This window comes from Chakrabartyella piscis (assembly GCA_030067835.1).
Lineage (GTDB): Bacteria > Bacillota > Clostridia > Lachnospirales > Anaerotignaceae > Chakrabartyella > Chakrabartyella piscis.
Map to the genome: position 1 here is coordinate 515,862 of CP092441.1, position 25,300 is coordinate 541,161.

General features: G+C 39.2%; 23 protein-coding genes. 21 read left to right on the forward strand and 2 right to left on the reverse strand.

Features of this window, described 5'->3' with window-relative positions:
- The first annotated feature begins 64 nt into the window (after positions 1–64).
- The 15 genes from MJY40_RS02265 to MJY40_RS02335 all read left to right on the forward strand — a co-directional run bounded on the left by MJY40_RS02265 (position 65) and on the right by MJY40_RS02335 (position 17,558).
- Positions 65–619, forward strand: a complete 555-nt coding sequence (locus MJY40_RS02265; RefSeq protein WP_317855462.1) for a hypothetical protein — start codon at positions 65–67, stop codon at positions 617–619.
- 13 nt (positions 620–632) lie between these two features.
- Positions 633–2,024 carry a hypothetical protein gene (locus MJY40_RS02270; protein WP_317855463.1) on the forward strand — a complete coding sequence of 464 codons (1,392 nt, stop codon included), beginning with the start codon at positions 633–635 and terminating at the stop codon, positions 2,022–2,024.
- A gap of 126 nt (positions 2,025–2,150) precedes the next feature.
- Positions 2,151–3,296 carry a two-component system regulatory protein YycI gene (locus MJY40_RS02275; protein ID WP_317855464.1) on the forward strand — a complete coding sequence of 382 codons (1,146 nt, stop codon included), beginning with the start codon at positions 2,151–2,153 and terminating at the stop codon, positions 3,294–3,296.
- Between the two features lie 238 nt (positions 3,297–3,534).
- On the forward strand, positions 3,535–4,785 hold the full coding sequence (locus tag MJY40_RS02280; RefSeq protein WP_317855465.1) for a UDP-N-acetylglucosamine 1-carboxyvinyltransferase: 1,251 nt from the start codon (positions 3,535–3,537) through the stop codon (positions 4,783–4,785).
- A gap of 298 nt (positions 4,786–5,083) precedes the next feature.
- On the forward strand, positions 5,084–5,878 hold the full coding sequence (locus MJY40_RS02285; RefSeq protein WP_317855466.1) for an MBL fold metallo-hydrolase: 795 nt from the start codon (positions 5,084–5,086) through the stop codon (positions 5,876–5,878).
- A 171-nt stretch (positions 5,879–6,049) separates the two neighbouring features.
- Entirely contained in the window at positions 6,050–6,529 is a 480-nt protein-coding gene (gene rlmH, locus MJY40_RS02290; RefSeq protein ID WP_317855467.1) for a 23S rRNA (pseudouridine(1915)-N(3))-methyltransferase RlmH, read from the forward strand.
- 321 nt (positions 6,530–6,850) lie between these two features.
- Positions 6,851–7,549, forward strand: coding sequence for an N-acetylmuramoyl-L-alanine amidase (locus MJY40_RS02295; RefSeq protein WP_317855468.1), 699 nt, complete (start codon positions 6,851–6,853; stop codon positions 7,547–7,549).
- 175 nt (positions 7,550–7,724) lie between these two features.
- Positions 7,725–9,119 carry a DEAD/DEAH box helicase gene (locus MJY40_RS02300; RefSeq protein ID WP_317855469.1) on the forward strand — a complete coding sequence of 465 codons (1,395 nt, stop codon included), beginning with the start codon at positions 7,725–7,727 and terminating at the stop codon, positions 9,117–9,119.
- 91 nt (positions 9,120–9,210) lie between these two features.
- Positions 9,211–9,507, forward strand: a complete 297-nt coding sequence (locus MJY40_RS02305; protein WP_317855470.1) for a DUF1292 domain-containing protein — start codon at positions 9,211–9,213, stop codon at positions 9,505–9,507.
- Positions 9,508–9,788: 281 nt separating this feature from the next.
- Complete coding sequence (locus MJY40_RS02310; RefSeq protein WP_317855471.1) at positions 9,789–10,976, forward strand: PI-PLC domain-containing protein; 1,188 nt, start codon at positions 9,789–9,791, stop codon at positions 10,974–10,976.
- 113 nt (positions 10,977–11,089) lie between these two features.
- Positions 11,090–11,902, forward strand: a complete 813-nt coding sequence (gene thiD, locus MJY40_RS02315; RefSeq protein WP_317855472.1) for a bifunctional hydroxymethylpyrimidine kinase/phosphomethylpyrimidine kinase — start codon at positions 11,090–11,092, stop codon at positions 11,900–11,902.
- Between the two features lie 730 nt (positions 11,903–12,632).
- The gene (locus tag MJY40_RS02320) at positions 12,633–14,270 is read left to right on the forward strand and encodes a putative manganese-dependent inorganic diphosphatase (protein WP_317855473.1); all 1,638 of its coding nucleotides are present in this window, start codon (positions 12,633–12,635) and stop codon (positions 14,268–14,270) included.
- Positions 14,271–14,452: 182 nt separating this feature from the next.
- Complete coding sequence (gene truA, locus MJY40_RS02325; RefSeq protein WP_317855474.1) at positions 14,453–15,196, forward strand: tRNA pseudouridine(38-40) synthase TruA; 744 nt, start codon at positions 14,453–14,455, stop codon at positions 15,194–15,196.
- Positions 15,197–15,275: 79 nt separating this feature from the next.
- Positions 15,276–15,947: a hypothetical protein gene (locus MJY40_RS02330; RefSeq protein ID WP_317855475.1), complete on the forward strand. Its 672-nt coding sequence runs from the start codon at positions 15,276–15,278 to the stop codon at positions 15,945–15,947.
- 15 nt (positions 15,948–15,962) lie between these two features.
- On the forward strand, positions 15,963–17,558 hold the full coding sequence (locus MJY40_RS02335) for an NAD(P)/FAD-dependent oxidoreductase (RefSeq protein WP_317855476.1): 1,596 nt from the start codon (positions 15,963–15,965) through the stop codon (positions 17,556–17,558).
- 164 nt (positions 17,559–17,722) lie between these two features.
- Here MJY40_RS02335 and MJY40_RS02340 read toward each other — a convergent pair whose 3' ends face one another.
- Together MJY40_RS02340 and MJY40_RS02345 are read right to left on the reverse strand one after the other, a co-directional pair.
- Positions 17,723–17,824, reverse strand: a complete 102-nt coding sequence (locus tag MJY40_RS02340) for a putative holin-like toxin (protein ID WP_317855477.1) — start codon at positions 17,822–17,824, stop codon at positions 17,723–17,725.
- Between the two features lie 69 nt (positions 17,825–17,893).
- Positions 17,894–18,223: an LOG family protein gene (locus MJY40_RS02345; protein WP_317855478.1), complete on the reverse strand. Its 330-nt coding sequence runs from the start codon at positions 18,221–18,223 to the stop codon at positions 17,894–17,896.
- Positions 18,224–18,324: 101 nt separating this feature from the next.
- Here MJY40_RS02345 and MJY40_RS02350 point away from each other — a divergent pair, with 101 nt between their 5' ends.
- From MJY40_RS02350 to MJY40_RS02375, 6 genes are all read left to right on the forward strand, one after another.
- On the forward strand, positions 18,325–18,534 hold the full coding sequence (locus tag MJY40_RS02350; protein WP_317855479.1) for a ribbon-helix-helix domain-containing protein: 210 nt from the start codon (positions 18,325–18,327) through the stop codon (positions 18,532–18,534).
- Positions 18,535–19,073: 539 nt separating this feature from the next.
- A complete protein-coding gene (locus tag MJY40_RS02355) occupies positions 19,074–19,124 on the forward strand; it encodes a putative holin-like toxin (RefSeq protein WP_317856395.1) in 51 nt (16 codons plus the stop codon).
- An 852-nt stretch (positions 19,125–19,976) separates the two neighbouring features.
- Positions 19,977–21,800 carry a glutamine--fructose-6-phosphate transaminase (isomerizing) gene (gene glmS / locus MJY40_RS02360; RefSeq protein ID WP_317855480.1) on the forward strand — a complete coding sequence of 608 codons (1,824 nt, stop codon included), beginning with the start codon at positions 19,977–19,979 and terminating at the stop codon, positions 21,798–21,800.
- 99 nt (positions 21,801–21,899) lie between these two features.
- Positions 21,900–23,342 (forward strand): IS1182 family transposase, encoded by a 1,443-nt coding sequence (locus tag MJY40_RS02365; RefSeq protein WP_317855481.1) that lies wholly within the window; start codon positions 21,900–21,902, stop codon positions 23,340–23,342.
- 152 nt (positions 23,343–23,494) lie between these two features.
- Positions 23,495–23,668, forward strand: coding sequence for a hypothetical protein (locus MJY40_RS02370; protein WP_317855482.1), 174 nt, complete (start codon positions 23,495–23,497; stop codon positions 23,666–23,668).
- Positions 23,669–23,853: 185 nt separating this feature from the next.
- Positions 23,854–24,834: a 2-hydroxyacid dehydrogenase gene (locus MJY40_RS02375; RefSeq protein WP_317855483.1), complete on the forward strand. Its 981-nt coding sequence runs from the start codon at positions 23,854–23,856 to the stop codon at positions 24,832–24,834.
- Positions 24,835–25,300: the final 466 nt, after the last annotated feature.

Consider the following 25,300-nt stretch of genomic DNA (forward strand, 5'->3'; position numbering starts at 1 on the left):
ATAATCAATGAGTAGTCAAAAATAAGATGAAAGTTTTATGAAATGGATCTAAGGAGGTGAGAACATGACAATGAAAAAGAAATTGAAAAAATGGAAAATTGCTTTGCTTACATTGGCTTTTTGTATGTGCATGTTCCCAACTTTCGCATATGCAGCAGAAGAAGCACCACTTACCATCACCAGCGGTTTGGAACTCCATGAGGAATTGAAACGTGTAGACGTGGACTTGGAGGATTTGGAAATTGCAGTGGCAGAAGTGGTTGCATCAGAAGACTTGGAAACAGAAGGAATTAAGCCACAAATCACATTTGAAAAAAATCGTATGATTTATGGAGAAGCTTTGGCTGGAACTGTTGTAACTTTGGAAGTGGAACAGTTGAATGACGATGGCGAATGGGAACTCCATTACAGTGGAGAACAGACAGCCAATTCCTTTGGTATGTTTGTCTTTACAATGCCGTTGGAAGTGGGTCGCAATCAAATCACTTTGTTGGCAGAATTGGAAGGATACGATAGCGTTTGCTACCAATTGCAAATGGAACGTATTTCAGAAGAAATTAAGGAACAGTTGAAGGTATTGGTGGCGTTGCCAAGTGTGATGCAAGCCAACAAAGGATAAAACGGTGAAGTAGATGAAACTATATAAGATTATGAACTATACTATAATTTTATTGATGATTGCTGCCGTTTACCAAACGGGAGAGCTATGGCTACAAGGAACATCAAGCCGTAGCTTTTTTTCGCTTATGGCAGAAACCACCTCATCAGACACAGTGGAAATGGAAGAAATCACCCTATTGCCAACAGCGTATGCCATCAGTGGCGGTGAAGGTGCTTTTACCATGTATTATCCAGAGGATGGTAGCAATCAAAAGGTGTTGACCTATGCAGAAGATGTTTTGGCAGAAACCATTGCAGATCGTAATTTGGTGGTGGAAACCGATGTGGAAGTGGATTGGAAAACATTGTTGGCGCAACGTACTGTGGTTTGGCAGTACGATTTTTTGCTGTCTGGAAACGATTATTTTGTGGATTCCATTTTGAGTGCAAATGAAATGGATATGGAATTTGACTGTATGATTATGGCGCCATCCAGAAGATTGGGTGAAAATACCTCCATTTATTTTGTCAATTCCAGCACCAATACATGTGTTTCCTACATAACCAAAACCAGTAGCGTAGGTCCAGATTTGTATGAGCTTTTGGCAACAGATGTAGAAAAGAATGTCTACATTTCCACAGGTCAAAAAATTGGTTCTTCTGTCATTGGACGCAATCTATTCTTGCCACAATGGGCAGAATTGCCTTATGCGTATCAGACGGTGTTGGCAGAGCCTACTTTTGTTGTGGATGGTGTGTTCAGTCGTACAGATATGGAGGATACCGTCAAAGGCTTCTTCCGTAATTTCTCGGTGGATTGGAGCAACCAAGATGCAGATGGTACCTATATTTTCAGTGATAATGAAACGGTAATCAACTACGAACCAGATATCTATATGTTGGAATATTATAACTACGATTCCTATGGAAATGATGCCAACCAAACCAGTCTTTTGGAAGGGTATCAAATCAGTAAAAACTTCTTGTCCAATGACAATTCTTTGAACACAGAAATTTATTTGGCAGATGTGAAAAAACGAAGCAATGAAACGGTGTATTATTTCGACTATGTGGTGGGTGAATTCCCAATTTCTTTGTCTAGGGATTTGTTGCAAACCTTGGAAGTGGAACACGCCATTGAAGTATGCGTGCGTAACGATAGTGTGAAACAATACCGACGTTATATGGTGAATTTCGAGGAATCAGAAGAAGAACGCTCTTTGGATGTCCAATTCATCGACGCTTTGGATGACGCCAATAAAACATATCAATTGACTGTTGAAGATAAAGCCATTTCCGAAGTAATGGACATTTCTTTGGAATATTATGTGGAACAAACAGGAGAAGCAGGCTTGAAATGGCTTGTCACCTTGTATGAATATGTCTTTGTGACAGAAAGCAATATGGAAGATTTGTTGATGTAAATGTATGAATAACGAAATAATGAGCTGTAGGGAACAGTCTTGACTGTTCCGTTTGCAACACACCACATATGCGTAAATTATAAATAATCAGAATAAAATACGTAACACAAAATTAGGAGAAACCATATGGAATGGGAAAGAGTCAAATACATGGTCATATTCATTTTAGTAGCCTTGAATATAGGCTTATTTGGCTTGCGTTTTCAACAGGGACAAGAGAATATTTTGTCTGGCACACAAGAACGTGCTGTTTTTGAGGTGCTTTCCAGAAACGGAATCACTTTGTATACGGATTTGGATACCACAGCAAGTCCTATGAGTCGTTTGCTTGCAACGGTTCCTGTATATGAAAAGGATGTGTTGGAAGAAATCTTTTTTGGTGGAGATGAAACACATGTGATTGTGGGTATGGATGAAACCACCTATCAAACAGAAGAAAAAACCTTGGTGCTTTCTGGGCTGAAGGGTGTTTTTACAAACAATGCATTGCCTGAAACAGATGGAGTCTTGTCACGTTCAGAAGCCATGGAAGTAGGTCAAACTGCCATATACCAAATGTCCAACTTGTTTGGGGATATGCAATTGCAAAACATTTGGCAAAAGGGTAATGTTTGGGGGTTGGAATACGTTGGAACCTATCACAATGAATTGATTTTCTCCAATGAATGCACTGTGTATTTGACAGAAGCTGGGGTTATGGAAATTGATTTTTCCTTTGCACAAATCATAGAACGTGAAACAGAAGAAAAGGAAATTGTCTTTGCAGATGAAGCGTTGATTATCTTTATGCGTGCTTGGTTGGAATTGGGTGCAGAAGAAGAAATTGCAGTGCAAAAGGTCAATGTAGGGTATTATTTGCCATCTAATACGGAATTGACAGAAGGTACAGAATTGTACTTGGAACCACATTATTGCATTGCCACATTGGAAGACAACCAAAAGTTCTTTGTCAATGGATACACTTGCCAAATAGTGGACATTCCTACAACAGAAGAAGTGCCAGAAGAACCAACAGAAACACAGTTGGAAAATATGTTGCAGTTCTTGGAAACAAAGCCTGATTTAGCAGAAACCAATGCATATTTTGCTATGGAAGGTGTGTTGGTGGAAGAAGAAATGGAAGGTACTTGGTACCAGTACGATATATATGATTTGGATGATGATGAATGGTTATACATTGTATTTTGTTCCTTTGATGGAGACGAAATGGAATATAGTGTCTTGGAAGTGAATGCAGAACCACTTGTTTTGGATGTGGAAGAAGTGGCATAATTTGGTAGATTGCAGAAAATACCAGTTTAAATTTCTTTTTTCAGTGATGGAAATATGGTAAAACTGCTGATTCTAGGACAAAGAAATAAAAAACTCTTTCCACAGTAGACATTTCGTGATATAATTCGAATGTTAGGGCAGAAATAAGGATAGAATGTAGATTGAAAAGAAAAAGATTGTGAGAGGTATGCCCGACCTTTGCTGCATAAAATGTAGCGCACTTGGAAGGATGGACATTATGGAGAAATTGCTTGTAAGGGGTAAAAAGCGTCTTGTGGGCGAAGTGAATATCAGTGGAGCCAAAAACGCAGCAGTTGCAGTACTACCAGCGGCAGTTATGTGTAGCGGTGTCAGTGTTTTGGAAAATTTGCCAGACATTGAAGATGTGGCTTGTATTTGTACCACAATTGAAAAATTAGGTGGAACATGTACATATAGAGATAGTCACACGCTGGAGATTGATTGCTCCAAGGGAATTGCATATTCAGCAACCTTTGAGGAAGTGGAACGTATTCGTGCGTCCTATTATTTTTTGGGTGCTTTGTTGGCACGTTATAAAAAAGCAGAAGTGGCAATGCCAGGCGGTTGCAATTTTGGCAAACGTCCTATTGATTTGCATTTGAAAGGCTTTAGAGCTTTGGGTGCAACTGTAATTGAAGAAGATGGCGTTGTGAAAGCCTATGCAGATAAATTGGTTGGAACTTCTATTTACATGGATCAAGTCAGCGTTGGTGCAACCATCAATGTAATGCTTGCAGCAACCATGGCAGAAGGTACCACAACCATTGAAAATGCAGCAAAAGAACCACATGTTGTAGATACAGCGAACTATTTGAATATGATGGGTGCAAACATCAAAGGTGCTGGTACCGATGTCATTCGTATCAAAGGTGTTTCAGAACTTCATCAGGCACAATATGCCATTATTCCAGATCAAATCGAAGCTGGAACATATATGATTGCAGCAGCCATCACTGGTGGTGATGTTGTGGTCAACAATATCATTCCAAAGCACATGGATTCTTTGACTGCTAAGTTGGAAGAAATGAATGTAGGCATCGAAGAAAGAGATGAATCCATTCGTGTAACAGCAACACATCCATTGCGTGGAATTGATGTCAAAACTATGAGTTATCCTGGATTCCCAACAGATTTGCAACCACAAATGGCAGCACTCCTGAGCATCTGTGTTGGCAAAAGCGTGTTGACAGAAAATGTATGGGAAAATAGATACCAATATATGGATGAACTTCGTAAAATGGGTGCAAAAGTAGATGTAAATGGTAGAGTTGCTACCATTGAAGGCGTACCTCATTTTGTAGGAGCTGAAGTGTCTGCAACAGACTTGCGTGCAGGTGCAGCTATGATTTTGGCAGCTCTTGCAGCAGAAGGTGAAACCATTATTGATGGCTTGCGTTACATTGACCGTGGATATGAAAATGTAGAGCATAAATTCAACGCTATGGGCGCAGATATTGTGCGTATTTAATCAAAAGTCTAGAAATCGGTATCCAAATGGGTACCGTTTTTGTTTTTATGATAGAAATTATATACTATGAACACGTAGGGGCAGATTCCATATCTGACCGTAAATGAAAATCAAACGTAAACATGTAGGGGATGGGTTTCCCATCCCACAATATGGAAGCGAAAACATATAACTTGTAGGGTTGCTCCTATGTGGGCGCCTGAAAAAAGATTCCTCGGTACCTCGGAATGACAGCAATTAGAAACTTATGATGATTTGTAGGGGATGGGTTCCCCTTCCCGCAAAAAGAGGTGAAACAATGGCAATGGAATTTTGTACACTGGTCAGTGGCAGCAGTGGCAATTGTACATATATGGGCACCAAACATACAAAAATCTTAGTGGATGTAGGTGTCAGTGGTAAAAAAATTGAATCTGGTTTGGCAGAACTTTCTGTACAAGGTTCTGAAATTGATGGTATTTTCATCACCCATGAGCACTTGGATCACATCAAAGGTGCTGGTGTATTCTCCAGAAGATACAATGTTCCAATCTATGCCACATTTGATACTTGGCGTGCAATGGAAGATACTTTGGGTAAAATTGCACCAGACAATAGACGATATGTGTATCCAGAAGAAAATTGCATCCTCAATGACTTGTGTATCCAACCCTTTTCCATACCACACGACGCAGCAGAACCGGTTGGTTTTTCTGTTTTTGGTGCTGGTCGTAAAATCACAGTTGCAACAGACTTGGGCTGTGTTACCGATACCATCAAAGAACACATTGCAGATAGCCAAATTCTCTTATTGGAAGCAAATCACGATGTGGATATGTTGAAAAATGGACCATATCCTTGGCATTTGAAACAACGTGTTTTGAGTGATGTGGGGCATTTGTCCAATATGAATGCTGGTGGTTTGTTGGCAGAAGTGATGTCAGGTAAAATGGAACATGTGCTTTTGGGGCATTTGAGTGCAGAAAATAACGAACCAGCTTTGGCATATCATACAGTGGAACGAGTGCTTGCTTGTAGCAAAATCCAAGTGGGTAAACACATTCATATGGAAATGGCAAACCGCAATTTCAATGGTCGTAAAATCGAAATTTGATGGAATTAATCCTCAATCAAATTTGATAAATACAAATTGGTTAATCAATCAAATGATATATAAAAATAACACCAGCGGAAACGTAGTTTTCGCATAATAAAGTTTACGTCCACGCTTTTCAAAGGGTGGCAGGGTTTGGGGCAGAGCCCCAAGGTTTTCACTGGAGGAGCTATGAAAATCACAATCGTTTGTGTAGGCAAATTAAAAGAAGCATATTGGAAAGGTGCCATTGCAGAATATTCCAAACGCCTTGGCAGATACCTGAAATTGGAAATCATCGAATTACCAGATGAAAAAGCACCAGAAACCATGAGTCCTGCACAGGAATTGGAAGTGAAGGACAAAGAAGGCTTGCGTATCCTAAAATCCATCAAAGACGATGCTTTTGTGGTGGCTTTGGCAGTGGAAGGCAAAATGCTTTCTTCAGAAGAATTGGCAGCATTTATGGCAGATAAAGGCGTTCGTGGTGTCAGTCATATTGCATTTGTCATCGGTGGCTCCTTGGGTCTTTCCAAAGAAGTCATGAAACGAGCAGACTACGCTTTGAGCTTCTCCAAAATGACATTCCCACACCAAATGATGCGTGTGGTGCTTTTGGAACAAATTTATCGTGCAGAACGTATTAATCGCAACGAACCATATCATAAGTAATGCAACAAAATTGAAATACAACACACTTGTAGGGGCGATTCATGAATCGACCGTAATCAACTGCCACAAACCAACATGTTTAGATTTGTCATCCTGAGCTTGTCGAAGGATCTAAAACCTTGGATTCTTCGTCGCTATGCTCCTCTGAATGACAATTTGGATGCAATCGTAGGGCGGTTTTAGTATTCTACAATGAGTAATAAAAATCAATATACGCTATACTTGTAGGGCAAGGGTTCTACTCTTGCCATCATATACTATCCAAAACCATGGATAAAACCACAATCTCTTTCATAGAAATAAAAGAAGGGATGTGACACTATGGGTTCATTTTGGAGAAAAAGAATCAGCAAACAAATGATGGTATGTTTGGGAATCATATGTTGTTGTTTGGTGTTTGTAGGACAAATGGCAGAACAAACGGCTACAACCATGCTGCCTGTAGATGGCAAAATCATTGTTTTGGATGCTGGTCATGGTGGATTTGACCCTGGAAAAGTGGGCACACTGGGTGAAGATGAGAAACACATCAACCTAGCCATAATGACCAAAACACAGCAATATCTGGAACAAGGTGGTGCCATTGTCTATGTGACACGTCTGACAGATGAAGCACTGGGAAGTACCAAACAAGAGGATATGAAAGAACGTCAAAGAATTGCCAACGAAACAGAAGGCGATTTGTTGGTGAGCATCCATCAAAATGCATTTCCTTCTACTTCTGTAAAAGGAGCACAAGTTTTTTATCATGGTGAAAGCACAGAAGGCAAACAGCTTGCAGAATGTGTACAGGAACAATTGCGTCTTGTGGTGGATGCAGATAACACACGTCAAGCAAAAGCAAATAGCGATTATTATGTGTTGCGAACCACCAATATTCCAGCAGTCATTGTGGAATGTGGCTTTTTGTCCAACCCGGAAGAAGAACAAAATTTAAACAATGAAACATACCAAAGTCAAGTTGCTTGGGCAATTTATAAAGGAATTGTGGAATACTACACACAAACAGAAATGATGTGATGGATCGATGAGGGCATCGCTCCCTACAAAAACCAAGATTCTTCGTCATACTTCCTCAGAATGACAATGCAACTTGTAGGGTTGATTCACGAATCAACCGCAATACTATTAATATTTGAATACAATCGTAGGGGATGGGTTTCCCATCCCGAAAATACAAAGAAAGGAAAAATCTATGGAAAAAAACTTCAAAGATTTGGGTTTATCGGATGATCTTGTTTTGGCACTGGAGAAACAAGGGATCACAAATCCAACAGAAATCCAAACAAATCTTGTACCATTGTTGCAAGAAAAAAAGGACATTGTGGCACGTTCTGAAACAGGCTCTGGTAAGACATTGTCTTATTTGTTGCCGATTATTGAAAAATTGGATATGAATGTACGTGGTGCACAAGCCATCATTTTGACACCAACCCATGAATTGGCAGCACAAGTCTGCAAACAAGCAGAATTATTGGAGGAAAACAGTGGTTTGGACATTGGTTGTATGTTGGTCATTGGCTCTGCTGGCATTTCTCGTCAAATGGAAAAACTGAAAGCAAAACCAAAGCTCATTGTCGGTTCTACCGGTAGAATCTTGGATCTCATTGGTCGTAAAAAAATTCCTGCACATTTGGTGAAAACCATTGTTTTGGATGAAGGCGATCGCTTGATGGAAGATGGCAATTTTGAAGATGTGAAAGCCATTGTACGTACCACATTGAAGGAACGTCAAATTGTGTTGCTGTCTGCATCTGTGCCTGAAGAAACCAGAAATCGTGTAGCCACTTTGATGAAAGAGGATTATATCTCCATCGAAGCCAAAACAGGTGGCATTGTCCCTCGAGGCATTGCCCATTACTATATGCTCACCACACAACGAGATAAATTCCCATTGCTTCGTAAAATCATTGCTGGTGAAAAGCCAAAACGTGCTATGGTATTCCTGAACAATCCAGAAAATATCGAAGTCACAGTGGATAAGCTTTGTCATCATGGCATCCAGGCAGCTGGAATTTATGGACAAGCCAACAAAATCGATCGTAAAAATGCAATGGATGATTTCAGAGCAGGTCGAATTTCTGTTTTGGTGGCATCTGACATTGGTGCTCGTGGTTTGGATATCGAAGGTGTAACACACATCATCAATTTGGATGTACCAGAAGAACCAACACACTATTTGCATCGAGCAGGTAGATGTGGTAGAAAAGGTGAAGAAGGCACTGCTATCACATTGGTGACACCTTATGAAAGACGTTGGGTGCATAAGTATGCCAAGGTTTGGGGTCTGAAATTTGTGCAAAAGGAAATGTCCTATGGCAAATTGGTGGATAGTACCAAAACCAAAAAAGACTTGGATTTGGTTGCTCCTGACAAACGCAAATCAGGTAAAATGATTACCATATATGAAGATGAAATGGATGATTTTGAACTGGACTTTGCACCCAAAAAATCAGTGAAACCACAACAAGCAAAATCAAAAAAACCAGCCAAATCAAAGGCAAAAGAAGAAAAAATGGGATTTTTTGCAAAAAAGGCAAAAAAACTTGAAGAAAAAGAGAAAAATCGTCAACAAAACCAAAAAAAGTAATTGTGTGATGGCGATTTATCATGTATGATAGTAATGTACCTTAATGGGAATTGAGGTAGTATGAATTTGAAAATTTAAGGAGGATCATAATATGAGCGATACACATGAATGTGGATGTGGATGTGACCACGATCACGAAGAAGAAATGGAAACAATGTTCTTGACTTTGGACGACGATACAGAATTGGAATGTGGCGTTTTGGGCGTATTCACAGTAGAAGAAGTACCAGGTAAAGAATACATTGCTTTGTTGCCACTGGAAGACGAAACTGTTTTGTTGTATGAATACAAAGAAGTTGGCGAAGAAGTAGAATTGGACGTAATCGAAGACGATGCAGAATTTGACAAAGTTTCTGCTGCTTTCGATGAATTGTTCGAAGAAGAATAAAAAGGTTGCCATTTAACTGCACACAGCACCAATCTTTCCAAGTATTTTGTCCGTCAAAATCTGTAAAAGTCCTCGACGATATTTCCGATATCGACTGCGGTTTTTCCAAATTATGGCGAAAAAAATCTTTTGGAAATCTTGGCACAAGCACAGTTAAAAGGCGCCCAAGAAAGCACTTTGTTGTTTTCTCCAAAGAGTGTTTTCTAAGGTGATATAAAAATAAGAACGAGGAAACGGGGATAACTTCTCCGTTTTTTCTGCGTTTAGAAGGAGATTAGGAAATGATTAGAAAAAAACTGGCATTTACAGGAATACTTTTGGCAAGTGCCCTTTTGCCTACCATTTGTTTTGGTGCATGGTATGAAGGGAATCCTTTGATTGCGCATGCTTTGGGTGAATCAGATGGAAAGATTGAACTCAACTCCAAAGAAGCATTTATCGAATCTTGGGGCAGAGGGTATGCAGTTATGGAAGCAGATTTTATGTACACTACTGATGGGGTATTGGTGGTGCGTCATGATTTTGATTCAGATGGTTCCTATTATCGTTTGGAACAAGAAATTCCATCAGAAGGTCTGGTGATGAACAGCAGCACATACCTTAATAGCAAAATTGTCTATGAACAAACACCGATGGTGGCAGAAGACTTGATTTATTTGATGGCAGAATATCCAGATGTGTATATTGTGACAGACACCAAATCCACAGACCTTGAATTGACCAAAAAGATGTTTACAGAAATTGTGAAAATTTGCAAAACCACAGGCAATGAAGCGGTTTTGGATCGTTTGGTGCCACAGATTTATACAGATGGAATGTTTGATGTCATCAACAACATTTATGAATTCCCTGAATGGGTTTATACCTTGTATTTGAATTACAATCCAAATTATGAGCAAATCGCAACATTTTGCAATACAAAGGGCATCAATACCGTTGCAGTCAGCACAGAACGTGTGACAACAGCAACCACTGCCATTTTCCATAACAAAGGCATCAAGGTATATGCACATACCATCAATCGTTATTTGTATGCACAAGATGCTTTTGATAAAGGTGCAGATGGCATTTATACCGATAAAATCTATCCATATGAATTGGAATGGTTGGGTCTTGAAAACTCCAGAACCATCACAACCACAACCAGATCTTCAGGTGGCACCACATACACATATGATGTAATTTCTTTGTTGGGTGTGGATTATGTGAAACTCCGTGATATGACAGATACTGCTCGTTTTATGGTGACATATGACGTGGGAAATAATGCTTTGAATATCCTCAAAAACCGCATGTTTACCACCATTGGCAATGAAATGTTCTTACAAGAAGATGGCAATTTGGTTACAGAAAAATCAGATATCACTTTGATTGGTGATGGTGTGGATTTGGATATGCAAGTGATTATGGTGGACAATGAAATCTATGTACCATTGGATGAAATGTTTGTATGGTTGCTCAAGGGTTGATTTTGGTGTATAATAAATAAAATTTGTAGGGGCGAACCTGTGTGTTCGACCGCTCTTTTAGACAGAGCAACATATATCTGAAAAGGAAGTCAAGATTTTATGGAGGGTTCAATATGAAACATGTTTTGACAATAGCAGGTTCTGATTCTTGTGGTGGTGCTGGTATTCAAGCAGATTTGAAAACCTTTTCTGCACATGGTACCTATGGTATGAGTGTCATTACAGCGGTTACGGTACAAAATACACAGGGTGTCTTTGGTTGCCAAGACATTACACCAGATATCATCAAAGGTCAAATTGATGCAATCTTTACAGATATCGAAGTCAGTGGTGTGAAAATCGGTATGGTATCTCAAATTGAAACCATCCATGCAATTGCAGATAAACTTATGGAACATAAAGTAGAAAAAATTGTGGTAGACCCTGTTATGATTTCCAAAAGTGGATTTGATTTGATGCAACCAGATGCAAAGGATGCACTGATCAAACGATTGATTCCTTTGGCATATTTGGTGACCCCAAACTTGCCAGAAGCAGAAGTGATTACAGGTATGAAAATTGATGATTTGGCATCTATGGAAGCAGCAGCCTATGCAATTCATAAAATGGGTGCAAAGAATGTGCTCATCAAAGGTGGTCACTTGGAAGACGATGCAACGGATTTGTTGTTTGATGGTGAAAAAATCACAACTTTTAAAATGGAACGTATTCCAACCAAAAACACACATGGAACAGGTTGTACCTTGTCATCTGCCATTGCAGCAAACTTGGCAAAGGGCAAATCTGTAGAAGAAGCAGTGCAAATTGGCAAAGACTATATCACAACTGCAATCCAACATAGCTTGGATATTGGCAAAGGTGTAGGTCCAACCAATCATTTCTACGAATTGTATAACAAAGCCGGTATTTGGGAAGAAATCAAATAAAAATGATAAAGCCATCTTGTGGGTGATGATATCCATAGGGTGGCTTTTGTAATTGTAGGTTAGATTGTTTCTACAGGTTATTTATATAATGTGTAGTTGCGGAGCGATGAGGGCATCGCTCCCTACAAAAATCAAAACCTTAAATATATTACACTTGTAGGGGCGATTCACGAATCGACCGCAAAACCAAGGATTCTTCGTCACGGTGCTCCTCTGAATGACAATACGTTAGAGTGTGTTTCTGTAGGGGATGGCGTCCTCGACATCCCGCTATTAGAATTAAATAATTTAACAAATGACTTTTGATTTCCACTCAGCCTTTGCTTGCAAAGCGGAATCCTCTCAATTATTACTAGTGAAAGTTTCAATAAGCGTCTCTAGCCATGAAGGAAGCATGCTCAAGCCATAAATTATAGCAATAGCCATGTCTATTCCACCTTGTAGGGGATTTTTAAGGGCTTGCAAAGCCCTTGAACCGTGCTCCACGCTTCGGAAGTAGTGGCACTTTTTGTTACTTTTTGGTGTCAAAAAGTAAGGTCTGAATGCTTTAAAACGTGAATAAATTCCTACCTAATATTAATTCACAAACATTCCAACAGGTGACGAAACATCACCCCTACAAAATAAACGATACTACACATTATAAGCATAACATGCATCTAACGCAAATATCATTGACGAACAAATCATTTCAAGATATACTGAAACAAAGAAAGTCAGGAGGTTGAATATGAAAAACCAAGGAGAAGTTTTTGTAGTGGGTCACAAGAACCCAGATACAGATTCCATATGTTCTGCAATCGCATATGCAGCACTGAAAAATCAGATAGAAGAAGGAACCTTCATCCCTAGACGAGCAGGGGAATTGAATAGTGAAACCAAGTATGTTTTGGAACGTTTTGACGTGGAAGCACCTTTATATATGAAAGATGTGGGTACACAAATTGGCGATATTGCCCTAAAATCCACACCGCCATTGGAACGAGATGTTTCTGTGAAAGAAGCATGGGTAATTATGAAAGATGTTGGCGATGCCACAATGCCTGTTGTGACAGATGGCAAATTGGAAGGTATTGTTTCCGTAAAGGATATTGCAACTGCAAATATGGAGGTATATGAGTCCAGAATTTTGGCAATGTCCCATACTTCCTATCGCAATGTGACAGAAACCATTGATGGTCATATGATTGTTGGCGATATTGAAGATTATGTCACAGAAGGTAAAATCCTGATTGGTGCTGCAAATCCAGAATTGTTGGAAACCTATGTTTCTGAAGGTGATATTTTGCTGACAGGCAATCGTTTTGAAAGCCAGCTTTGTGCAGTGGAAATGAAAGCAGGTTGTATTGTGGTCTGTATGAATGCACCTGTGTCCAAAACCATTCAAAAAATGGCAGAAGCCAGTGGATGTAAAATCATCAGTTGCCCACATGATACCTATACAACAGCAAGACTCATCAGCCAAAGTACACCCATTTCCTATTTCATGAAGAAGGATGATTTGATTTCTTTCCATAGAAATGATTATGTGCGTGATGTAAAGAGTACCTTGGCAAAAATTCGACATCGAGATTTCCCTGTTTTGACAGAAGATGGGGAATATTGTGGTATGTTCTCCAGACGTGCATTGTTGAATCCAGACAAAAAGAAAATCATCATGGTGGATCATAACGAAATTTCACAAGCGGTAGAAGGTATTGCAGAAGCAGAAATTTTGGAAATCATTGACCATCATCGTTTGGGTAGTTTGGAAACCAAAACACCTGTATATTTCAGAAATCAACCAGTGGGCTGTACTGCAACCATCATTTATGGTATATATTTGGAACATGGTATTGTGCCAGAACCTAAAATTGCTGGATTGTTGTGTTCTGCTATTTTGTCAGATACTTTGATGTTCAGATCTCCAACTTGTACATGGAGAGATCGTGATGCAGCAGAAAAATTGGCTGAAATTGCAGGCATTGATGCAAGAGAACATGCAGAGAAAATGTTTCATGCAGGCAGTGGTTTGGCAGATAAAACAGCGGAAGAAATCTTCTATCAAGATTACAAAAAATTCATTGTGGAAGGTATGTATCTTGGTGTGGGTCAAGTTTCTTCCTTGGATTGGGAAGAATTGGAACGCATCAGACCGATTTTGCAAGAATATATGGCAAGTATCGTAGGCGAAAAGGAAAATTTATATTTGTTGCTCACCAATATTTTGACAGAATCTTCAGAACTTCTGTATGTGGGTGAAACAGCAGCAGAAATCATAGAGCAAGCATTTGGCAAAGAAATTATGAAAGAACGTATTGTTTTGCAAGGTGTGGTTTCCAGAAAGAAACAATTTGTACCTAAGATTTTGGAAATGTTGCAAGCGTAAAGTGAATGGGATTTTGTGTAGGTTTGATTCACGAATCAATTCGTCACATCAATATGCTACGTAGGGGAGGGTTTCCATGCCCTCCTATTATGAAATTGCCATTATGAAACAAAGAACTGGATACCAAAACAACTAGGAGGGTGTTTCTACCTTCCTTTTTGATTCTACATGGAGGTGGAGATATGAAAAATTACAAAATGATACTTGCTTATGATGGTGGACGTTACAATGGTTGGCAAAAACAAGGCAATACCGAAAACACCATTCAAGAAAAATTGGAAAAGCTCCTAGCCATATTATCAGGCACTGCTGTAGAAGTGATGGGTTCTGGCAGAACAGATGCTGGCACACATGCCAAGGGTCAAGTTGCCAATTTTCATATGGATTGGGATGGAACAGAAGAAGAATTGATGGCAGAAATCAACTCCCATTTGCCAGAAGATATTGCGGTTTTGTTTTTGGAAGAAGTGGCAAATCGTTTTCATAGTCGCCTGAGTGCCAAAGGTAAAATTTACGAATACACCATTTGGAACAGTCCAGTACCGCCTGTGTTTGACCGAAAATATACATTTTGGGTGTCAGAGGAATTGGATGTGGAACAAATGAAGTTGGCAGCAAATGCCTTTATTGGAACACATGATTTCAAAAGCTTTTGTGCCAATAAACGTATGAAAAAATCCACAGTACGTACCATATATAGCATTGATATTCATCGTGAAGGTGCAAAGGTTGTACTGTCCTTTTATGGGGATGGATTCTTGTACCAAATGGTTCGTATTTTGGTGGGAACTATCATTGAAGTGGCAGAAGGTAAAAAGGAAGTTTCACAGTTGGAAGATATTTTGCAAGCACAAAAACGTGAAGTGGCAGGATTTACTGCACCAGCAAAAGGCTTGTGTTTGAAAGAAGTGTATTATGCGGAATGATAGCATATCAAATCACATTGTTAAGATAGAACAATTCACAAATAATCTGTTGTAAGCAACTGTAAAAGGAGTGATGCAGATGTATAAAATCATGCTGTTTGATCGAAATGGTGTAGGTTTCTGTTCTGGTGTTGCAAGCTTTTTTACAGAGGATTTGGAAAGCTTTGAAAAGCACTGGTTGGATTTGGAAGATGATGAGGACACAAAAGAACGATATTTGAAATCCAAAGCAGGCGAAATTGTAACAGATTATTATAGCGACGATCCTTCTTTGAATATTGTGCAGCAGGACCCAAATTGTCAGATACTTGCAGAGAAAAAGTTTGTATATCATCAAAAGGAATGGATGCTATACAATTCATATAATTGTGGCTCTCAATATTATGCAGACGAAGTGGAGATTGATTTACGCCACATCAAACACCAAGAACAGAATTTCTTGATTGGAAAATATAAGCTGACAGGTGTTTATACAAAAGACTTTTTTGCAGCAGATGCTTATACTGTGTGTAATATATGGGGCAATCCAGTGCTGATCCAGACCACATCTGAAGAAACAAGAGATGCTTGTCGAGGTAGAAATATCGTAATGGACAAAGCAGTTTTTAGAAATGAGAAAATAGAAACATACTGTTGGGTTACAGTGGGTATATATGATAGTCCAGAAGAAATGAATTTAGCAGAACTGACAGATATACCAGATGAACTGATGGAACGTTTGATGTTTGATATTCCAGGTGAAGCTGGTTGAGAAAGGAATAGAAAAATGATACGAGTACAAGGCATCAAATTGCCTGTAGATGGCACAGAAGAATTATTGAAAAAGAAGGTTGCCAAATCTTTGGCGATACCACAACATGTGATTGTGGAGATGGAAATTTCCAAGCGTTCTTTGGATGCCAGAAAAAAAGACAATATCCATTATGTGTACGTGGTGGATGTAAAAGTGGAAGATGAAGAACGTGTGTTGGCAAAATGTGCACGTATGAAGAATAATACAGCAGTCAAAGCACCAAAATTGACCTACGAATTGCCAAAAGGAGATGCAAAACTTCCCAAAAGGCCAATAGTGGTTGGGTTTGGACCAGCAGGCTTGTTTGCAGGACTGATTTTGGCACAAATGGGATTGAATCCTGTAATTTTGGAACGTGGCAAAGATGTTGAGGCAAGAAAAGAAGCAGTTGAATTGTTCTGGAAAACAGGCGAATTGGATACAGAAAATAACGTGCAATTTGGTGAAGGTGGAGCTGGTACATTCTCTGATGGTAAATTGACCACAAGAATCAAAGACCCACGTTGTCGCAAAGTGTTGGAAGAATTGGTACAGGCAGGAGCACCAAAAGAAATTTTGTACGATGCAAAACCACACATTGGTACAGATTTGCTTCGTGGTGTGGTGAAAACCATGCGTCAAGAAATCATCCGATTGGGTGGTGAAGTACATTTTTCTGCAAAAGTGGTGGATTTCATGGTGGAAAATGAAAGCATTATAGGTGTGGAATTGGCAGATGGCAAAACCATAGAAACCAATGATGTGATTTTGGCTGTAGGACATAGTGCAAGGGATACCTTTACCATGCTCTATGAAAAACAAGTGGCATTGGAACCCAAACCATTTGCTATGGGTGTACGTGTGGAACATCCTCAAACAATGGTGGATGTGTCCCAATATGGGGATTTGGCAGGTCAGTTGCCAGCAGCAGAATATCGCTTGACCCATACTACAGAAAAGGGTAGAGGTGTCTATACATTTTGCATGTGTCCAGGTGGTTATGTGGTGGCAGCAGCATCAGAAGAAGGACGTTTGGCAGTCAATGGTATGAGCCATCATGCAAGGGATGGTCAAAATGCAAATTCGGCTTTGTTGGTGCAAGTATTCCCTGAAGATTTCCCTGATAAACATCCTTTGGGTGGTATGTATTTCCAACGTGATTTGGAAGAAAAGGCCTTTGTTGCAGGTGGTAGCGACTATACAGCACCCGTAGAAACCATTGGTCATTTCTTGGGCAAAGATGCAAGGGATTGTTCTGTAAATCCAACCTATGCACCCGCTACAAAGGAAGTGTCTATGTCTGAAATCTTCCCAGAATTTATGATAGAAGCCATGAAAGAAGCATTGCCAGCTATGGGTAGAAAGTTGAAAGGTTTTGATGGTGAAAATGGTATTTTGACAGCGGTGGAAAGTAGAAGTTCTTCACCTGTGCGTATTATGCGAACTATCAGTGGTGAAAGCTATTCTCATAAGGGATTGTATCCAACAGGTGAAGGTGCAGGATATGCAGGTGGTATTGTGTCAGCAGCAGTGGATGGCATTGCAGCAGCAGAAACGGTGTTTTTGCGATATGTGAAGGAATGGGTATGATATGCAAAAAAATAAAGGCAATCCCATTAGATTGACTTTACAAAAGTGTAGTCATATGCTATATTAAAACTAAGTAGGAAGTCGCCAAAAGTGGCTATCCTCCCATTGGTTCTAAGCTACCCTAAAACGTGCGAGGTTTTGTGAGGGTAGCTTTTTTATTTCTCTTATTTTTTATTGATATAAGAGAGTAGTGCAATTAGAAACGTACCAAACATTAGCATTACCACCAATACTTCATATGTATCCATACACACACCTCCTCTCATCCTTAGTAAATGAGAGGAACCACCATCACGACTTCCATAAAAATATCATACTACTAAACACTGATAGTTTCAACTATTTTCAAAAGTAACCATCAAAATTTCTTTTTCCAACTTCTTTGCCAAATTGATACTAGACAATGTACCTTTGGATTTGCCATCCCAAAATACAAGAACCATATCACAGGCAGCAACAATCAATTCATTGCGTTTGATGGGTGCTGCTAAATCATAACGAGGTCTGATGATATGTTTGGAAAGACGATGTTTGTCAGCATAGGCTTCTGCAAGAGTATCCACACCTTTTGCGCCACCAGAAATGATTTCTGTAACACCTTCTGGAATGTATGGGGCGATATCTATATTGGTAATGGTACGTGAACCAATGATTGCCAGTTTCATAAAACAACCTCCTTCAAAATTTTTGAATTTATAACATAAATTATAACATATTAATTGTGAATCATCAATCATAATATATATGTTATAAGGAGATGGTTATTATGGCAAAAAGCAAATTGGTCATCACACAAAAACCGCCAAAAGGTGAAGATGGTCACACAACGTTTTCCATACGTATCAAAACAGACTTGGTTGAAAAAATTGAAGGTATCACCAAACAAACGGGACATTCCAGAAACGAACTCATTGGATTGCTGTTGGAATATGCGGTGGATAATAGCGAAGTTGTGACAAGAGAAGAAGATAAATGATAAAATAACATTTTGGCATAGGCTAGAATGTTTTTTTATTGGTTTGATGGTCTTGTAGTGCAAGTGCTCCCACCAAAGATATGGCGGTCACCGAAGGTGATTTTGCTTGCAAAATGATGACCTTTGCTCTTGCCTTTTGTATTGTTAGCAATCATTTGGCGTAGGGTTGATTCACGAATCAACCGTAAAACCAAGATCCTTCATTGCATTCAGGATGACGCTACGGGCAGTTGGATATGTCCTTGTGGCTGTCCGTGATATTCTTGCCGTAATCAAACAACGAATGTAGGCATTAGATTCTTCGTTGCTTTACGGGCGACCACAGGTCGCCCCTACGGAATGACGAAACGATGGCAATTGTAGGGGCGATTCACGAATCGACCGAAATAAAAAATCCTACAACACAATTGGTTGCAGGACATAAAATTTTGTCGTATAATATAAAAATGGAGACCATGATGGGTGGTTTGTCTCTCATTTATTATGAATGAGAGGAGGTGGTGAACATGAATACATATGAAGTATTAGTAGTGATGCTAATGTTTGGTACGTTTCTTGTGGCACTTCTCTCTTATGTTGATAAGAAATAAGAGAAATAAAAAAGCTACCCTCATCAAAACCTCGCCGTTTTAGGGTAGCCTAGACAAATGCGAGACAGACCATTTTGGTGGTCTCCTCATTTATGAGAAAACAATACCATATTTCAACCTATTTGTCAACAAAGGGAGCATTTCAAACCAAGGGAATGCTTCTTTTTTGATGGAAGCGCAACAGAGATTCTAATTCCCATATCTCCATCATATATTAAGAAAACCTACCCTATCTTTACTTTAGGCAACACCGAACAACCCTCTATCACAACCTTTGCGGTTTATTTGCCCGTCATAATCACCAAAAATACTCGATGATATTTCCGATATCGTCTCCATTTTTTAGCGATTCTGACGAAAAAATCTACTCGCAAATTTTGCAATCAGGGTTATGCGGTATTGCCTTTATCCCAAAATAATGGTATACTATTGGGAATATTCATTCTAAAAAAGAATGGATACTGTCATCCATCGACAAAAAATGAGGAAAGGACGGGTCTTGTAACAATAGCGCCAGAACCACAGGTGGAGTGGTTGACGAGGTAGAAGTTATGGTAAATGGCACAATTTCTGTGTGGTATTACCTTATCGAGAATTCGGCGGATGCTTCTCGCCCATTCGTTCAGGGACGCAGGTTTTTCTACAAATGGAGAAAGTCAATTTTTCCGACAAAAAGAAAAACAACGAACGAAAAGCAAGTGTAAAGGCACTTGTAGTGAAAAGCGAATCGTGAAGAATGAAGAGTTTGATTTGTTGTTCGTAGAGGGAACAATAAGAAACCCTTTTATTGATATGTGATCAATTTTATCTTCCTGTTTCGCTACTGAATGAGATATAAAGGAGAATGATAATATGTGTGGTATTGTAGGATATATTGGTAACAAGGAGGCTATGCCCATTTTATTGGGAGGGCTTGCAAAATTGGAATACAGAGGGTATGACTCCGCTGGTGTTTCTGTGTTTGAAGATGGGATTCGTACCGTCAAATCCCAAGGACGTTTGACCAACTTGGTAGAAAAAATCGAAACAGAGGGCAGTTCTGCATCTCATATTGGTATTGGTCACACAAGATGGGCAACACATGGGGAACCAAGTGACAGAAACAGTCACCCTCATAATGGTCAAAGTGGCAAAATTTCTTTGGTACATAACGGTATCATCGAAAATTATTTGGAAATCAAAAAAATGTTGTTGGACAATGGTTATATCTTCCAATCTGAAACAGATACAGAAGTTGTGGCACAGCTCTTTGACTTCTACTATGCAGGCAATCCATTGGAAACCTTGCAAAAAGTCATTGGTGAAATTCGTGGTGCATATGCACTTGGTGTTTTGTGTAGCGATCATCCAGATACCCTTTTGGCAGTGCGTAAAGACAGTCCATTGTTGGTTGGTTTGAGTGAAGATGGCAACTACATTGCATCTGATGCACCAGCAATTTTGGAACACACAAGAGATTATTACTTGTTGAATGACAACGAAATTGCATATTTGACAAAAGATGGCGTTGTTTTGTACGATTTGGTAGGTAACACCATTGCAAAAGAAATTTATCATGTAGATTGGGACATTGCAGCAGCAGAAAAAGGCGGTTATGACTACTTCATGATGAAAGAAATGATGGAGCAACCAGAAGCACTTAGAAAAAGCATTTTACCACGTTTGGAAAATGGCGAAGTGAAATTGGATGATTTCGCAATGACCAAAGAAGAAATTGCAAACTTGAATCGCATTCACATCGTGGCTTGTGGTAGTGCTTGGCATGCTGGTATTGTTGGCAAATATGTCATCGAAGAAATGTGTAGAATCCCTGTAGAAGTGGATATCGCTTCTGAATTTAGATATCGTAACCCCATCTTGAACAAAAACGATTTGTGTATCATTTTGAGCCAATCAGGTGAAACAGCAGATACATTGGCAGCTCTTCGTGAAGCCAAAAAACAAGGTGTTAAGGTGTTGTCCATTGTCAATGTGGTGGGTAGTTCCATTGCAAGAGAAAGCGACTATGTTTTGTATACATGGGCTGGGCCTGAAATTGCAGTTGCAACCACAAAAGGCTATTCCACACAACTTTCTGTGTTGTACTTGGTGGCAATGTACTTTGCAAAAGAAAGGGGTACTGTTTCCAATGAAATGTATGCTCTTTGTGAAAAAGAATTGGAAGAAATGCCAGAAAAAGCAGCGAAATTGTTGCAATTGGATGCATCCCTTGCAGAGTTGGCAAAAGAATATGCTAGTTGTGAAGATGTATTCCTAATCGGTCGTGGAATTGACTATGCAGCAGCAATGGAATCTTCCTTGAAACTGAAAGAAATTTCCTATATCCATAGTGAAGCATATGCAGCAGGTGAATTGAAACATGGTACCATTTCCTTGGTGGAAGAAGGCACTTTGGTCATTGCAATTGCCACACAAGATACATTGTTTGAAAAATTGGTCAGCAATGCAAAAGAAGTCAAAGCACGTGGCGCTAGGGTCATTGGTATTGCACCAGAAGGTCAAACCTTGATGGAAGAAGTGGCAGACCAAGTGATTTACTTACCAAAAGCACATAACCTATTTGCAAGCTCCTATGTGGTATTGCCAATGCAATTGTTTGCATACTACATTGCAGTGGAAAGAGGTTGTGACGTAGATAAACCAAGAAACTTAGCAAAATCTGTAACGGTAGAATAAGAAAAATCCCCTAAGGGCATACCTTAGGGGATTTCAGACTGTCAAAAAAGTCAGCATAAGCTGGCTTTTTTTGGTATAATGAGGTTGAGGTGATGACAAATGTTGAGTAAAGAAGAAATCAAAAGAACATCAGTAGAAATCATAAACATAGATATGCTCGTTCCAGAAAATCATTTATTAAGAAAAATAGATAAAGCCGTAGATTTTAATGAAATTTATTCATTTGTGGAAGATTTGTACTGCTCAAACAACGGCAGACCTAGCGTTGACCCTGTTGTTCTCTTTAAAATGGTGTTTATCCAACATTTGTATGGAATTCGCTCTTTACGCCAAACGGTAAAAGAAATTGAAATGAATATTGCCTATCGCTGGTTTTTGGGCTATACCCTCAATGATAGTATTCCGCACTTTGCTACCATTAGTTATAACTTCAACAATAGATTTAAAGAAACAGTGGTAGAAAAAATTTTCGCTTGGATTTTAGGTGAAGTTGAGAAAAAAGGATATTTACGTCCAGAAGTTGTGTTTATAGATGCAACGCATATCAAGGCAAATGCAAATTTAAAGAAAAACATCAAAAAAGAAATTCCTATTGCAGCAAAACGATATGAAAAAGAGCTGTTTGAAGAAATCAATAAAGACAGAGAGGATAATGGAAAAAAGCCTTTTGAGGATAAAAATGACCCTCCAAAAACAAAAACAATTACCACTTCTACAACAGATCCAGACAGCGGTTTGTTCCATAAGGGCGAACATAAAAAGTGCTTTGCATACGGTGCACATACCGTTTGCGATAAAAATAATTTTGTGTTAGAAACAGTTGTAACACCTGGAAACGTCCATGATAGCGTTGTATTTGATGAGGTTTATCATAAAGTGACAGAAAAATATCCAGAAATACAAGTGGTTACAGCTGATGCAGGGTACAAAACCCCATGGATTTGCAAGCAAATATTTGATGATGGAAGAATACCTTCTTTGCCTTACAAGAGACCGATGACGAAAAAAGGGAATTTACCTTGGCAAGAGTATGTTTTTGATGAATATTACAACTGCATCATTTGTCCTCAATATCACGTTTTACCATACACAACCACCAATCGAGATGGCTATAGAGAATTTAAAAGTTACAGTTATATTTGCGAAAAATGCGAAAATCTTTCGAGGTGTACCGAAAGCAAAGATCATAGAAAGGTAGTCACCAAGCACATCTGGTGGAAATATTTAGAAAAAGCAGAGGATGTGCGGCATTCTCCATTAGGAAAAGACACCTATGCGTTGAGGAGCCAAACCATAGAACGGGTTTTTGCAGACGCAAAGGAGAAGCACGCAATGCGATATACATATCATAAAGGCTTGGCTCAAGTTTCAAAATGGGTGAAGCTTAAATTCGCTGCAATGAACTTAAAAAAACTGGCAACATGGAGCAGCAAGAGGTACATGTTGTTTGTAGAATATGCGTTATTTATACGAAAGAACCCTATTCCAAGGTGCGGAATAGGGTTCTTTGACAGTCTGAAATCCCCTAAGGGCATACCTTAGGGGATTTTTTAGTGAAGAACTAAGAGTGAATAATGAAAAGTTTATAGTGTTGCATTCTAAAGTAGGGGATGGCGTCCCCGACATCCCGTAATGAACTGCCACAAACCAATGTATTTTGTCATTCTGAGGCAACGAAACGATGGGTGGAATACGTGAATTCAGTGGCAATGAAACGATTGGAGGAATACGTGAATTCGGTGGCAATGAAACGGGTTGGTGGAATATATGAAATTGGTGGTAATTGTAGGGTTGATTCACGAATCAACCGCAATACCATCCTCCACCAGTGTACATACAAAATTGGCGATTTGACCAGAAAACCGTAAAATAACATTGCGTACACAAAAAACCCTGTGCAAACTGCTAAGATTTCAGAAAGTTGGTTGACAAATGTGCAAAAATGTTTTATATTGTTAAAAGTAAGACAAACAAAGAAAGATGCTTATGAGATTAAGTAACCTTTGTCAATAGTCACCATTCAAATTATTTTATTTTTAGGAGGAATTTCGACATGAAAATCGCTTTTTTTGACACAAAATCCTATTGGAAAGAGTTCTTCACACCTGTTGTTGCAAAATTTGGCTATGAAATCACTTTCTTCAATGAAAGATTGACACCTGCAACTGCTCATTTGGCAGCTGGTCACGATGCAACTTGTTCTTTCGTTAACGATGAAGTATCCGCTGAAGCAGTTCGTACATTGCATAGCTTGGGCATCAAATTGATCTTGCTTCGTTGTGCTGGTTTCGATAGCGTTGATTTGGCTGTTGCAAAAGAATGTGGCATTCCTGTACTTCGTGTACCTGCTTATTCTCCTGAATCTGTTGCAGAACAAGGCGCTGCTTTGTTGATGGCAATCAATAGAAAAACACATTTGGCTTACGAAAGAAGCACAAAATTCAACTTCAACATTGCTGGCTTGGATGGCGTTGCATTGGTTGGCAGAACAGCTGGTGTTATCGGTACAGGTAAAATCGGTCAATGTATGATCAACATTTTGAAAGGTTTCGGCATGAACATCGTGGCTTACGATGCATTCCCAAATCCAAACTTGGGCTTGGAATATGTAGAATTGGATGAATTGTACGCTCGTTCTGACGTAATTTCCATTCACTGCCCATTGATGCCTCAAACATTCCATATGTTGAATGCAGAAGCTTTCGGCAAAATGAAAGATGGCGTTTTGTTGGTTAACGTTGCTCGTGGTGGTTTGGTTGATTCCGAAGCATTGATGGATGCAATCGACGCTGGTAAAGTTCGTGGTGCTGGTATGGACGTTTGTGAAGTGGAACACGACTACTTCTTCGAAGATTGTTCCGAAGCAGAAAACAAAGACGCTACATTGTCCAGAATGTTGGCTAGCGACAAAATCGTTATCTCTGGTCACTTGGCATTCTTGACAGAAGAAGCTTTGACAGCTATGGCTGATGTAAGCTGTAACAATGCAAAAGCATTCTTGGCTGGCGAAGAATTGGTAAATGAAGTAAAATAATTCTATATGGAATCTGAAGGAAGTCCTTAGGGGCTTCCTTTTTTGTGTTTTGCATGACGATACAAAACATTTGTCTCTATAAAAGACAACAAGAGCTAATTATGTATTGTATTAGATATATCATCGATGTGTAGGGAATGCATTGTATGCATTCCGCTTTCAGTACGCATACAATGCGTACCCTACAAAAGCCCCATCATCTTTAATTGACAAACACCTATGGTGAATTGTTATATACTAGTGGTATACCATAATGAAATATTAAATTGAAAAAACAAAAACAATGTGGTATTCTGTACGTAATACAATATACAGGGAATCTAGGGCAATACCGCACAACCCTCTATCACAACCTTTGCGGTTTATTTTCCCATCAGAATCACCAAAAATACTCGACGATATTTCCGATATCGCCTGTGTTTTTTGATAATTATGACGAAAAAATCTACTCGCAAATTTTGCAATT

Excerpts from the sequence above, each read along its gene's own strand:
- MJY40_RS02265 (WP_317855462.1), top strand. The coding sequence starts at position 65 with ATGACAATGAAAAAGAAATTGAAAAAATGGAAAATTGCTTTGCTTACA.
- MJY40_RS02270 (WP_317855463.1), top strand. The coding sequence starts at position 633 with ATGAAACTATATAAGATTATGAACTATACTATAATTTTATTGATGATT.
- MJY40_RS02275 (WP_317855464.1), top strand. The coding sequence starts at position 2,151 with ATGGAATGGGAAAGAGTCAAATACATGGTCATATTCATTTTAGTAGCC.
- MJY40_RS02280 (WP_317855465.1), top strand. The coding sequence starts at position 3,535 with ATGGAGAAATTGCTTGTAAGGGGTAAAAAGCGTCTTGTGGGCGAAGTG.
- MJY40_RS02285 (WP_317855466.1), top strand. The coding sequence starts at position 5,084 with ATGGCAATGGAATTTTGTACACTGGTCAGTGGCAGCAGTGGCAATTGT.
- rlmH (WP_317855467.1), top strand. The coding sequence starts at position 6,050 with ATGAAAATCACAATCGTTTGTGTAGGCAAATTAAAAGAAGCATATTGG.
- MJY40_RS02295 (WP_317855468.1), top strand. The coding sequence starts at position 6,851 with ATGGGTTCATTTTGGAGAAAAAGAATCAGCAAACAAATGATGGTATGT.
- MJY40_RS02300 (WP_317855469.1), top strand. The coding sequence starts at position 7,725 with ATGGAAAAAAACTTCAAAGATTTGGGTTTATCGGATGATCTTGTTTTG.
- MJY40_RS02305 (WP_317855470.1), top strand. The coding sequence starts at position 9,211 with ATGAGCGATACACATGAATGTGGATGTGGATGTGACCACGATCACGAA.
- MJY40_RS02310 (WP_317855471.1), top strand. The coding sequence starts at position 9,789 with ATGATTAGAAAAAAACTGGCATTTACAGGAATACTTTTGGCAAGTGCC.
- thiD (WP_317855472.1), top strand. The coding sequence starts at position 11,090 with ATGAAACATGTTTTGACAATAGCAGGTTCTGATTCTTGTGGTGGTGCT.
- MJY40_RS02320 (WP_317855473.1), top strand. The coding sequence starts at position 12,633 with ATGAAAAACCAAGGAGAAGTTTTTGTAGTGGGTCACAAGAACCCAGAT.
- truA (WP_317855474.1), top strand. The coding sequence starts at position 14,453 with ATGAAAAATTACAAAATGATACTTGCTTATGATGGTGGACGTTACAAT.
- MJY40_RS02330 (WP_317855475.1), top strand. The coding sequence starts at position 15,276 with ATGTATAAAATCATGCTGTTTGATCGAAATGGTGTAGGTTTCTGTTCT.
- MJY40_RS02335 (WP_317855476.1), top strand. The coding sequence starts at position 15,963 with ATGATACGAGTACAAGGCATCAAATTGCCTGTAGATGGCACAGAAGAA.
- MJY40_RS02340 (WP_317855477.1), bottom strand. The coding sequence starts at position 17,824 with ATGAGAGGAGGTGTGTGTATGGATACATATGAAGTATTGGTGGTAATG.
- MJY40_RS02345 (WP_317855478.1), bottom strand. The coding sequence starts at position 18,223 with ATGAAACTGGCAATCATTGGTTCACGTACCATTACCAATATAGATATC.
- MJY40_RS02350 (WP_317855479.1), top strand. The coding sequence starts at position 18,325 with ATGGCAAAAAGCAAATTGGTCATCACACAAAAACCGCCAAAAGGTGAA.
- glmS (WP_317855480.1), top strand. The coding sequence starts at position 19,977 with ATGTGTGGTATTGTAGGATATATTGGTAACAAGGAGGCTATGCCCATT.
- MJY40_RS02365 (WP_317855481.1), top strand. The coding sequence starts at position 21,900 with ATGTTGAGTAAAGAAGAAATCAAAAGAACATCAGTAGAAATCATAAAC.
- MJY40_RS02375 (WP_317855483.1), top strand. The coding sequence starts at position 23,854 with ATGAAAATCGCTTTTTTTGACACAAAATCCTATTGGAAAGAGTTCTTC.